Annotated in this window: 12 protein-coding genes and 1 pseudogene; 4 read left to right on the top strand and 9 right to left on the bottom strand. The window is 73.3% G+C overall.

Going from position 1 to position 10,578, the window contains the following annotated elements; translation table 11 throughout:
- From VGH76_RS25375 to VGH76_RS25365, 3 genes and pseudogenes are all read right to left on the bottom strand, one after another.
- The coding region (locus VGH76_RS25375; RefSeq protein WP_331559545.1) for an alpha/beta fold hydrolase at positions 1 to 418 on the bottom strand (418 nt) is incomplete at its 3' end.
- 90 nt (positions 419 to 508) lie between these two features.
- The gene (locus VGH76_RS25370; protein ID WP_331559544.1) at positions 509 to 2,143 is read right to left on the bottom strand and encodes a glycoside hydrolase family 13 protein; all 1,635 of its coding nucleotides are present in this window, start codon (positions 2,141 to 2,143) and stop codon (positions 509 to 511) included.
- Positions 2,144 to 2,169: 26 nt separating this feature from the next.
- A pseudogene (locus VGH76_RS25365) lies at positions 2,170 to 2,346 on the bottom strand (acetamidase/formamidase family protein); the annotation flags it as partial.
- A 159-nt stretch (positions 2,347 to 2,505) separates the two neighbouring features.
- Here VGH76_RS25365 and VGH76_RS25360 point away from each other — a divergent pair.
- The gene (locus VGH76_RS25360) at positions 2,506 to 2,889 is read left to right on the top strand and encodes an HNH endonuclease signature motif containing protein (protein ID WP_331559543.1); all 384 of its coding nucleotides are present in this window, start codon (positions 2,506 to 2,508) and stop codon (positions 2,887 to 2,889) included.
- 71 nt (positions 2,890 to 2,960) lie between these two features.
- On the opposite strand, the gene VGH76_RS25355 is transcribed toward VGH76_RS25360, so the two are convergent.
- The 5 genes from VGH76_RS25355 to VGH76_RS25335 all read right to left on the bottom strand — a co-directional run bounded on the left by VGH76_RS25355 (position 2,961) and on the right by VGH76_RS25335 (position 7,345).
- Positions 2,961 to 3,671 carry a TenA family protein gene (locus tag VGH76_RS25355; RefSeq protein ID WP_331559542.1) on the bottom strand — a complete coding sequence of 237 codons (711 nt, stop codon included), beginning with the start codon at positions 3,669 to 3,671 and terminating at the stop codon, positions 2,961 to 2,963.
- A 49-nt stretch (positions 3,672 to 3,720) separates the two neighbouring features.
- Positions 3,721 to 4,551, bottom strand: a complete 831-nt coding sequence (locus tag VGH76_RS25350) for an aldo/keto reductase (RefSeq protein WP_331559541.1) — start codon at positions 4,549 to 4,551, stop codon at positions 3,721 to 3,723.
- Between the two features lie 66 nt (positions 4,552 to 4,617).
- Positions 4,618 to 6,186 (bottom strand): asparagine synthase (glutamine-hydrolyzing), encoded by a 1,569-nt coding sequence (gene asnB / locus VGH76_RS25345; protein ID WP_331559540.1) that lies wholly within the window; start codon positions 6,184 to 6,186, stop codon positions 4,618 to 4,620.
- A 152-nt stretch (positions 6,187 to 6,338) separates the two neighbouring features.
- A complete protein-coding gene (locus tag VGH76_RS25340; protein WP_331559539.1) occupies positions 6,339 to 7,016 on the bottom strand; it encodes a CoA pyrophosphatase in 678 nt (225 codons plus the stop codon).
- A complete protein-coding gene (locus VGH76_RS25335) occupies positions 7,013 to 7,345 on the bottom strand; it encodes a DUF3024 domain-containing protein (protein ID WP_331559538.1) in 333 nt (110 codons plus the stop codon). Before VGH76_RS25335 ends, VGH76_RS25340 begins: the two co-directional genes overlap by 4 nt.
- Before the next feature lie 188 nt (positions 7,346 to 7,533).
- Here VGH76_RS25335 and VGH76_RS25330 point away from each other — a divergent pair, with 188 nt between their 5' ends.
- From VGH76_RS25330 to VGH76_RS25320, 3 genes are read left to right on the top strand one after another with little or no spacing between them, the layout of a single operon-like run.
- Positions 7,534 to 8,031: a hypothetical protein gene (locus VGH76_RS25330; protein ID WP_331559537.1), complete on the top strand. Its 498-nt coding sequence runs from the start codon at positions 7,534 to 7,536 to the stop codon at positions 8,029 to 8,031.
- Between the two features lie 22 nt (positions 8,032 to 8,053).
- A complete protein-coding gene (locus VGH76_RS25325; RefSeq protein ID WP_331559536.1) occupies positions 8,054 to 8,617 on the top strand; it encodes a peroxidase-related enzyme in 564 nt (187 codons plus the stop codon).
- 21 nt (positions 8,618 to 8,638) lie between these two features.
- Complete coding sequence (locus VGH76_RS25320; RefSeq protein WP_331559535.1) at positions 8,639 to 9,496, top strand: NAD(P)-dependent oxidoreductase; 858 nt, start codon at positions 8,639 to 8,641, stop codon at positions 9,494 to 9,496.
- Between the two features lie 59 nt (positions 9,497 to 9,555).
- Here VGH76_RS25320 and VGH76_RS25315 read toward each other — a convergent pair whose 3' ends face one another.
- The gene (locus tag VGH76_RS25315; RefSeq protein ID WP_331559534.1) at positions 9,556 to 10,566 is read right to left on the bottom strand and encodes a glycoside hydrolase family 6 protein; all 1,011 of its coding nucleotides are present in this window, start codon (positions 10,564 to 10,566) and stop codon (positions 9,556 to 9,558) included.
- Between the last annotated feature and the right edge of the window lie 12 nt (positions 10,567 to 10,578).

Below are 10,578 nucleotides of genomic sequence, written 5' to 3'. Positions count from 1 at the left end.
GGTAGGTCTGACCGGCTCCCATCGACCACCCGGTGACCAGCGGCAGCGTCGTGATGCCGAAGTGCTCGGTGACCAGCCGGTACTGGCACTCCACCTGGTCGGCGAAGGTCACCAGCGGGAAGCGCGCGCGGTCGTAGGGCGGTGCGGCGTTCGACGGCGAGGTCGACAGCCCGTTGCCGAGCATGTTCGGCACGACGATGAACCACTCGTCGGGGTCCAGGGCCATGCCGGGGCCGATGAGCCACTCGTTGTCGGTGTGCCAGCCCGAGTACCACGTCGGGTAGACGACGGCGTTGCTGCGGTCGGCGTTGAGCGTGCCGTAGGTCTTGTAGGCCAGGCGCGCGCCGCGCAGCGTCGCCCCGTGCACGAGAGTGACGTCGCCCAGCTCGAAGTACTCGGCGTCGGTCGGTGGTGGCATCTCGGACCTCCCCGGGGACGGACGTGATCCTCGAGCCCACCACGTCCGGTCGGCCGCGTCCCCACCCGCGATGTCACATCTGCGCGGCGTTCAGTCGACGACGAGCCACGCGGCGGCGTCGGGGACGAGCGCGCCGTCGTCGTCGAGGGGGGTGCTGACCAGCAGGACCTCCCCGTGGGCGGGCAGCGGCACCGCCGCCGCGGAGAGGTTGACCACGCAGGCGAAGCCCGGCCCGCGCCGGAACGCGAGCACCTCGTCGCCGGGCGCCGACTCCCAGCTCAGGGGGCCCTCCCCCAGCGCGTCGAGCGCCGCGCGGCGGGCCAGGGCCGCGCGGGCCAGCGTGAGCGTCGACGAGGGGTCGCCGTCCTCGACGTCGACGGCGTACCCGCCGAACCAGTCCGGTTGCGGGAGCCACGGCGCCCGGCCGTCGTCGGGACCGAACCCGAAATGGCCCGCCGGCTCTGCTGTCCATGGCAGCGGCACCCGGCACCCGTCGCGGCCGCGCTCGGTGCGCCCGGAGCGTTCCCAGGTGGGGTCGCGGAGGGCGTGGTCGGGGAGGTCTGCCGGGTCCGAGACCTGCGGCAGCCCCAGCTCCTGGCCCTGGTAGACGTACACGCCGCCGGGCAGCGCCGTCGTCAGCAGCAGCGCCGCCCGCGCCCGCCGTGCCCCCAGCGCGACGTCGACGGTGCCGTCGCGACGGCGCCCGTAGCGGCTCGGGGCCCGGACGACGTCGTGGTTCTCGAGCACCCAGGTCGCGGGGGCGCCGACGCCGTGGAGGTGCCCGGTGGTGACGTCGATCGCCTCGCGCAGCGCCGTGGGCTCCCACGGCGCCAGGAGGAAGTCGAAGTTGAACGCGGTGTGCAGCCGGCCCGGGGAGACGTAGCGGGCCAAGCGTTCCGGGCTCGGGACCCACGCCTCGGCGACGAACATCCGGGCGCCGGGGTACTCGTCGGCGATCCCTCGCCAGGACTCGTAGATCTCCTGGACCTCGTCGCGGTCGGCGAAGGGGTGCGCGCCCGGGTCGTGCGAGGCGCCGGTGAGGTCCCCGGCCTCGGGGAGGTCCGGGAGGTCGGCGTCCTTGACGAGCCCGTGGGCGACGTCGACCCGGAACCCGTCGACGCCCCGGTCGAACCAGAACCGCAGGACCTCCTCGAACTCGGCCCGCACGTCGGGGTGCCGCCAGTCCACGTCGGGCTGGCCGGGGTCGAACAGGTGCAGGTACCACTCACTGCGTCCACCGTCCGGGCTGGTCACCCGGGTCCAGGCGGGCCCGCCGAAATGGGACCGCCAGTTCGTCGGGGGTTCCCCGCCGTCACGGCCGCGCCCCGGGCGGAAGACGAAGCGGGCGCGCTCCGGCGAGCCGGGGCCCGCGGCGAGCGCCTCGGCGAACCAGGCGTGCTGCGAGGAGAGGTGGTTGGGGACGAGGTCGGGGATCACCCGCAGCCCGTGCTCGTGGGCCGCGTCGATCAGCTTCTCCGCGTCGGCGAGGGTGCCGTAGGCGGGTTCGATCGCGCGGTAGTCCGCGACGTCGTAGCCGTTGTCGACCTGGGGCGAGGCGTACCAGGGGTTGATCCACAGCGCGTCGACGCCGAGGTCGCGGAGGTAGCCGAGCCGGTCGGTGAGGCCGGCCAGGTCCCCGATCCCGTCGCCGTCGGAGTCGGCGAAGCTGCGGATGTAGACCTGGTAGATCACGGCGTCGCGCCACCAGGGCGTCTCGGTCGTCACGCGACCGATCTTCTCCCGGCCGCGGCTCAGCTGCTCACGGCGCACTGCCCGCGCTCGACGCGGGTGGGTCCGGCGGCGCCCGGGCGGACGTCGACGTCGAAGATCGCCGTGGGGACGTAGAGCGTGGCGCACGAGTCGGGGATGTCGACCACCCCCGACAGGCGTCCCTCGACGGGCGCGGCGCCGAGCAGCAGGTACACCTGCCGGGCAACGGAACGCGTAGGTCGGCACGGTCCCCCTTCTCGAGCCACGGCTGCTCCGGTAGGCATGCACGCGGCGGCGGGGCCATCAATCGGCCGCGGGGTCCCGTCACCCAACCGTCACACGGGCGCTCGACGGCGGGTCGGGGCATCCTGGAGGGGATGCGACAGCCCGGGCGCTCCGAGCGGCTCGCGGCGGCGCACGTCCGCGACGGGGCCACGTGCCTGTGGTGCGCCCGCCCGCTCGACGGCCGGGTCCCGGCCACGACCGATCACGTGATCCCGAAGGTCAGGGGCGGGCCGTCGTGGTTGGAGAACGAGGTCGCGGCGTGCGGGCGGTGCAACGGCGAGCGGGGGCACCGCGGGGCGGTGGACTGGCTCGAGGAGTGCGAGCGGCGCGGCTGGGCGCCCGACGTCGAGCGCCTGGCGCGGGTGCTCGACGCCCTCGCGGCCGCGATCGACGCCCGCGGTGGACAGCGTCGGGCCCGGCCGCACCTCGACGCGCAGCGGCGTCGGCTCGCGAACCGGCGGCGCGCGGCCGCCTGAGCCGCGGCCCTCCGAACCCCGCCGCCTTGTCGACGCGGCCGTCGCCCGATCCGCCGGCGCTCGTCCCGAGCTCAGCCCCGGTCCGTCGTCCAGCCGTACGCGGCGTCGAAGAACTCCCGCTCCAGCTCCACGGCCTGCCCGAAGACCTCAGCCATCCGCGACCGGACGGCCCCGCCGGCCGTCGTCGCCACCCGGTCGACCTCGTCGCGCAGGAACGCCACCCACGCCGTGAACGCCGGACCGCGGTGGAGCTCGATCCACTCGGCGTGCAGCGGATCGTCGGGCGCCGGCTGCTCGCGGGCGGCCCAGTCGGCGTAGAGCCATTCCGCGACCAGCAGCACGGTGAGCACGACGCCGTGGTCGCCCGAGCGCCGGGCGGTGTCCATCAGGTCGAGGAAGCCCCGGGTCGGTGGCGCGAGGACCGGGTCGCAGCGCTCCGGGCCCGGGACGCCGAGCCGGTCCAGCGCCCGGGTGAAGTAGTCGTCCTCGTCCCCGGCGACGAGCCCCAGCTGGCGGGCGAGCACCAGGCGCGGGCGGGGCCGCCCGGCGGTCGCGACGGCCGCCCCGAGCAGGGCGACGAAGGCGTCGAGGAACTGCAGGTCCTGCACCAGGTAGCGGGCGAGCACGGCGTCGTCGAGCGAGCCCGCCCACAGCTCGTCGACGAACCGGTGCCCGACGGCGGCGTCCCAGGCCCCGGCGGACCCGGCCCGGCACTCGTCGGAGAAGCCCATCCCGTCCTCCTTGGTGAACGCGCGAACGGCCCGGGTGCCCGGCGAGGGCACCCGGGCCGTCCCGGCGTCCGGTCGCCGAGGGAGTGCGACCGGAGTGGTCTCAACGGTCGAACTGGTCGGGGTCCGGGCCGAGGCGCTTGCCCTGGTCCAGCCCGCCGATCGCCGACATCTCCTCGTCGGTGAGCTCGAAGTCGAAGATGTCGAAGTTCTCGCGGATGCGGTGGTCGGTCACCGACTTCGGGAAGATGATGTTCCCGAGCTGGATGTGCCAGCGCAGCGTCACCTGGGCCGGCGTCTTGTCGTGGCCCTTCGCGATCGCGACGATGCGGTCCTCGTCGATGACGCCCTTGCCCTGCCCGATGGGGCTCCAGGCCTCGGTGGCGATGCCGTGCTGCCGGTGGTACTCGCGCATCTCGGGCTGCTGCAGGTGCGGGTGCAGCTCGATCTGGTTGACCGCCGGCGTCGTGCCGGTCTCCCGTGCGAGCCGGTCGAGGTGGTGGGTCTTGAAGTTCGAGACGCCGATGGAACGCGCCTTCCCGTCCTTCGCGGCCTGCTCGAAGCCCTTCCACGTCTCGACGTAGAGGTCTTTGCCGGGCAGCGGCCAGTGGATGAGGTAGAGGTCCACGTACTCGAGCCCGAGCTTCGCCAGGCTCTCGTCGAGCGCACGCTGCGAGTCGTCGTAGCCGTGGTTCGAGTTGTTGCACTTCGTGGTGACGAAGACCTCGTCGCGCGGGAGCCCCGAGTTCGCGATGGCCTCGCCGACCTCGGCCTCGTTGCCGTACATCTGCGCCGTGTCGATGTGGCGGTAGCCGACCTCGAAGGCGGTCTGCACGGTCTTCGCGGTGTCCTGCGGGTCGATCTGGAACACGCCGAACCCGAGCTGCGGGATGGAGGCGCCGCTGTTCAGCCTGACGTCGGGAACGTTGGTCATGGTCACCGGCTACCCCGGGCCGTCGACGCCGCAATCCGTGGCATCGCCGACCCGGGGCCCTTCGTGTCAGGCGGTCGCGAACGCGCCCAGTGTCCGGTTCGGCCGGACGCCGGAGAAGGTCCGGACCCAGGTCCGGTAGTAGGCGATCTCCTCGTCGCTGCGCAGGTCCCAGCCGTTCTCGACGGCCGGGGCCTCGGCGCCCTGGGCGCCCTCCTTCGCCTTCTCCTTCTCGACGAGCTCCGCGAGCACCTCACCCGCCCCGGAGCCGTCGCCGAACTGCTCCTTGCCGCGCCAGAGGATGTCGTCGAGCACCATGTCCTGGAACGCCTCGCGGAGCAGCTGCTTCTCGGTGCGGCCCTCGCCCATGAGCTTCCACTCGGCCGGGACGGCGAGCATCTCCTCCATGACCGTCGCGTCGAGGAACGGGACCCGGGCCTCGAGGCCGTAGTTCATCGTGGTGCGGTCGCAGCGCTGCAGGTTCAGCTCGTGCAGCGTCTCGATGGAGCGGACGAGCTCGGCCTGCAGGGCGTCCGGCGTGCCGAACGCCGGGTCCTCGTGGACGTAGGAGTAGCCGGCGAACAGCTCGTCGGCGCCCTCGCCGGTGAGCACGACCTTGACGTGCTTGACGGCCTCGCGGGCCAGCAGCAGGTTCGGCACCGCGGAGCGCACCAGCGCCGGGTCGAAGTGCTCGATCACCGTCACCGCCTCGTCGAGGGCCTCCTCGAGGTCCTCGGCGGTCGGGATGATCTCGTGGTGCTCCGTGCCGAGGTACTCGGCGACCGCCCGCGCCGCCAGCAGGTCGGCGCTGTTCTCCGTCCCGACGGCGAAGGTGGGCAGCTTCTCGCCCTTCTCCTGCGCGACCTTGGCCGCGACCGCGGCGACGATCGCGGAGTCGAGGCCACCGGAGAGGAACACCCCGACGGGGACGTCGGACATCATGTGCCGGCGCACCGAGTCGGTGAGCACCATCCGCACGTGCGAGAGCGTGGCCTCGTCCCAGTTCTTGTCCGGGGCGTAGCGCGCCGGGCGGACGTGCACCGGCACGGCGTCGGCGAACCGGACCATCGAGCCGTCGGCGACGTTGGCGCCCGGCAGGCCGGGGGTCCAGACGTACCCCGGCGGGAACGCCTCGACCATCGGCTGGTCCTCCTCGTCGAAGGCGCGCAGCTCGCTGGCGAAGAGCGTGACGTCGTCGAGGCGGGCCCAGTAGAGCGGCTTGATGCCGATCGGGTCCCGCGCGACGACGCCGTGGCCGTCGGTGTGGGCCATCGCCAGCGCGTACATGCCGCGCAGGTCGTGCAGCGCGGCCGAGCCGTCGCGCAGCACGAGGCGGAACGCCGACTCGGTGTCCGAGTCGGTCGCGAAGCGGACCTCCGAGAGCTGGTCCCGGATCGCCTCGTGGTTGTAGATCTCGCCGTTCCCGACGACGTAGGCGGAGCCGGTCTCGTCCGCGATGGGCTGCTTGCCGCCGGTCACGTCCATGATCGACAGGCGCTGGTGTCCGAGCCAGGCCGTCTCGAGCTGGATGCGGCCCGAGTCGTCAGGGCCTCGGTGGTTGATGCGAGCCAGCATGCGCTCGCACTTCTCCGGGTCGATGTCACCGTACGCAGCGACGATTCCGCACACGAGCGTCACGCTTCCTTCGTCAGGGTGCCTGACCACACAACCACGGGGCATCCGCTCGGCGCACCGATTCGGGGCGCTCGTCACGCGTCGTCAACGATCCAGAAACAGAACCCCGTCGACGTGGGTACTCTCTGGATCCTCCACCGTCACTGCGCGAGGTCTCAGCGCCAGGCGAAGACCGGCTGCTCGAGCCCGTCGACCCGGGTCGGGCGGTCACGCAGCGCGACCTCGCGGAACTGCAGCAGCACGGCCGCGGTCGGCGCGTGCACCCGGTGCCCGACGATCGGCAGCTGCACCACCGGCCGGTCCGACTCCGGGATCTCCAGGTAGTACGGCTCGACGTCGAGCTCGTCGAGCGTCACGTGGTAGACCCGCGCCACCTCGTCCGGCGACGGCGTCAGCGAGGCCACCGCCGCGTCCACCGTCATGACCACCGGGGTGATGACGAAGCCGGACCGCGTCGGGTAGTCGTCGAGCAGCCCGACGACCCGGTCCGGCGCGAGGGGGAGCCCGAGCTCCTCGTCCAGCTCGCGGCGGGCCGCCGTCACGGTGTCCTCGCCCGGGTCGACCGACCCGCCCGGCAGGGCGAACTGGCCGGGGTGGTCGCGCAGCCGCGACGTCCGGCGGGTGAGCAGCACCCCGGGCCCCCGCTCCGGGTCGCGGAGCACGACGACGGCGACGGCGGCCCGGCGGGGCGGGCCCAGGTCCCCGTCACGGCCGCGGACGGGGGTGAGCGTCGCGGGGTCGACCTCCCGGCGGTGCGCGGCGTCGAAGGCGGTGACGCGCGCGGCCATCGTCGCGAGGTCCGGCTGGGCCGCCTCGTCCGGCGAGCGGGTCACCCCCAGAAGATGCCGGTCGGGTCCGCGTCGATGATGTCGAGCAGCGGCGCGGGGGACACGGCCTTCGTCTCGTCGGGATAGCGGTGCCACCGGCCGCCGGAATCCGGCCACAGCAGCACCCACCGGCCGTCGGCGGCGTCGTAGCGCAGCTGCGCGATGGGGGCGGTGGACCACTCGGTGGCGAGCTCGGGGAACACCGGGGCACGCCGGCAGGACAGCGTGATCCGGCCCGCCCGTTCCGTGTAGGAGATCTGCAGGGAGTCACGCTGCGACGCGGGCACGCGCTGGGCGCACCAGCGTCGGACGATCGCCCGGTGTTCGTCGCTCACGTGCATGGCGGTCACTGTGGCACGACGGGGGCCGGAGGCGGGAGCCCTGCCCGGGCTGCGTCACCCCGGGCGGTCACCGGGACGCGGCGGAGGGACCCGGGCCGGGACGCCGGCGCGGCGGGTGCCAACATCGGGCCGTCGGCGGTCGGGGAGCACACCGACGAGGAGCACGAGGAGGGACCGCGGCGATGAGCACCAGCGCAGCCGCCCCCACACGCCGGGGCGCCCGGACGGCGACCCTCGCGACGGGCCTCGTCCTCTCGGGGGTGCTGCTCGGCGCCTGCGGTGGCGATCCGGCGCCGACGGCCGCGTCCGTCCCGGCGGCCCCGACGACGACGGTGGACCCCGCCGTGCGGTCCTACTGCGCCACCGTGGCCCGCGTGCAGGCCGAGCAGTCCTCGCCCCAGGCCGGCCAGGGCGGGGTGCAGAGGGCCGGCGCGGCGGCCCGCAAGCAGGTCGACGACCTCGTCGCCACCGCCCCGCCGGAGCTCGCGGCCGACTGGCGCACGGTGCAGCGGCTCACCGACCAGGGGCTCGACTCCCTCGCGCGCACCGGCGGCGATCCGAGGAAGATCGATCGCGACGAGCTGACGACGCTGCGGCAGCAGGCCGAGCCCGCCGTGGCGCACATCAAGTCGGTGACCGAGCAGCGCTGCCACACCACGTTCCGGGCCCCGGGATCCTGATCCGCGGACTACGGTCGCGGCCATGAGCGATGTGAGCCGCTTCGGCGTCGTCGAGCTCGCCGACCTCCCGGACGACCTGCGCGAGCGCGTCGGCGCGATCGCCGAGAAGTCCGGCTTCGTCCCGAACATCTTCCGCGCCCTCGGTCGCCGGCCCCGCGAGCTGCGGGCGTTCCTCGACTACCACGACGCGCTGATGGACAGCGACGAAGGATTGTCCAAGGCCGAGCGCGAGCTCGTCGTCGTCGCGACGTCCGGGGCGAACCACTGCGCGTACTGCGTCGTCGCCCACGGCGCGATCCTGCGGATCCGCACCAAGGACCCGGAGCTCGCCGACCACGTCGGCATCAACCCCTACGGCGCCGAGCTCTCCGGGCGGCAGCGCGCCATCGTCGACCTCGCCCTCACCCTGGCCGTCGACTCCGCGTCCTTCACCGACGACGACATCGACGCCGCACGCGAGGCGGGCCTGTCCGATGACGAGATCTGGGACGTCGGTGCCATCACCGCCCTCTTCGCGATGTCCAACCGCCTCGCGCACCTGACCGCGCTGCGTCCCAACGCGGAGTTCTTCACGATGGGCCGCTGACGGCCCGGGTATCCCCCCGGCATGACTTCAGTAGCGGTGCTCGGCACCGGGATCATGGGCGCGGGGATGGCCCGCAGCCTGCTCCGCGAGGGACACGACGTCGCCGTCTGGAACCGCAGCCCGGAGAAGGCGAAGCCCCTCGCCCACGACGGGGCGACGGTGGCCGGCTCCGCGGCCGAGGCGGTCGCGGGCGCCGAGGTTGTCGTCACCATGTTCTTCGACATCGAGCCGGTCCTGTCGGTGATGGCCGACGTCGCCGAGTCGTGGCCGGCGGGCGCGGTGTGGGTGCAGTCGAGCACGGTGGGCATCGAGGGCACGCGGCGCGTGGCGTCGTTCGCCGCCGAGCGCGGGATCGACGTCCTCGACGCGCCGGTGCTCGGCACCAAGGCGCCGGCCGAGAACGGCAAGCTGGTGTGGCTGGTCTCCGGGCCCTCGGCGCTGCGGGACAAGGTCTCGGCGGCGTTCGACGCCATGGGGTCGCGGACCCAGTGGGTCAGCGAGACCCTCGGCGACGGCAGCAAGCTCAAGCTCGCGGTGAACGCCTGGATCGGCACCATGGTGAACGGCGTGGCGCAGTCGATCGCGCTGGCACGCGGGCTCGGCCTGGACCCGCAGCAGTTCCTCGAGGCCGTGGAGGGCCAGGCCGTCGACTCGCCCTACCTCCAGCTCAAGGGCAAGGCCATGGTGACCGGGGACTTCGCCCCGTCCTTCCAGCTCGACGGGGTCATCAAGGACACCGAGCTGATCCGGGACGCCATGACCGAGGCCGGCACGGCGACGACGCTGGCCGACGCGATCGCCGACCGCCTGGCCGCCGCCAGCGGGGCGGGGCACGGCAAGGAGGACATGGCCGCCGTGGTTTACGCGTACGGCACCTGATCCCGGCGTGCGCCTGAGACACCGGTGGGGCCCCTCGACGCCGAGGGGGCCCACGGGGGTCAGGAGCTCTTGGTCGCCTTCGCGAGGCCGAGCGCGTAGTCGGGCATGAAGTCGCCCGCGGCGGGGGAGCCGCGGCAGTTGCCGTCGGAGTCGCCGGGTTCCTTCACCCACAGGTACGCGGCCACGCGGGAGTCACCGGTGTGACGGGTGGGCGGGGTGCCGAGGGCGCGTCCGGGCGGGTTGCACCAGGTCGGCTGCTCGGGGCCGTTGTAGGACCCGTTGCCGTTGCGGCTCGTGTCGATGACGAACTTCTTGCCGCCGAGCTGGTCGGAGACCTTCTTCCCGTAGGACTCGACGGCGTCGTTGCGCTGGAAGTTCGAGACGTTGAGGGCGAACCCGGCCGCGTCGTCGACCCCGGCCTTGCGCAGGCCGTCGGCGAGCTGCCCGGTGTCGGTGACGAAGCCCGGGTTACCCGCGTCGATGTAGACCTCGCCGCCGGCGCCCTTGAGCGTCTTCACCGCGCCGGCGAGCAGGCCCTCCCGGTCGCCCTGCTCGCCCTGGCCCTCGCACTTGGTGAGCGTCTGCGCGAGCGCGTCGGGCTCGAGGATGACGACGGCCTTCGTGCCGCCGAGCCCGTCGGCCATCTGCTGGACGAAGTCGCGGTAGGCGTCGTCGTTGTCGGCGCCACCCGACGAGTACTGGCCGCAGTCGCGGTTGGGGATGTTGTAGGCGACGAGGACGGGCGTGCGACCGGCCTGCTTCGCCTCGCCGACGATGCCCTTGACCTCGGTGGTGGTGTTGCCCTCGCTGCCGATCCAGCGGGCCACCGGCTGGCGGGCGATCTTCTCCAGCTCCGCCGCGTCCGCGACCCGGCCGTCCTTGCGCCACTGCTCGACCTGCTTGGCGGCCTCCGAGGCCGGGTCCACCCAGAACTCCGAGGCCGCGGGCGGCACGACCGTCTGGGGTGCCTGCGACGCCTGCTGGGATCCCCCGCCCGAGCATGCCGCCAGTGTCATCGCCGCGACCGCGGCCAGCGCCGCCGCGGCGATGCGCCTCCGTCGTGCCGACATCCTTCCGAGCCA

Origin of the sequence: Actinomycetospora sp., from assembly GCF_036497585.1 — a bacterium.
In the GTDB taxonomy this organism is placed as follows: Bacteria; Actinomycetota; Actinomycetes; order Mycobacteriales; family Pseudonocardiaceae; genus Actinomycetospora.
This window is presented reverse-complemented; position numbering and strand designations above follow the sequence as displayed.

Excerpts from the sequence above, each read along its gene's own strand:
- VGH76_RS25315 (WP_331559534.1), bottom strand. The coding sequence starts at position 10,566 with ATGTCGGCACGACGGAGGCGCATCGCCGCGGCGGCGCTGGCCGCGGTC.
- VGH76_RS25320 (WP_331559535.1), top strand. The coding sequence starts at position 8,639 with ATGACTTCAGTAGCGGTGCTCGGCACCGGGATCATGGGCGCGGGGATG.
- VGH76_RS25330 (WP_331559537.1), top strand. The coding sequence starts at position 7,534 with ATGAGCACCAGCGCAGCCGCCCCCACACGCCGGGGCGCCCGGACGGCG.
- VGH76_RS25350 (WP_331559541.1), bottom strand. The coding sequence starts at position 4,551 with ATGACCAACGTTCCCGACGTCAGGCTGAACAGCGGCGCCTCCATCCCG.
- VGH76_RS25325 (WP_331559536.1), top strand. The coding sequence starts at position 8,054 with ATGAGCGATGTGAGCCGCTTCGGCGTCGTCGAGCTCGCCGACCTCCCG.
- VGH76_RS25360 (WP_331559543.1), top strand. The coding sequence starts at position 2,506 with ATGCGACAGCCCGGGCGCTCCGAGCGGCTCGCGGCGGCGCACGTCCGC.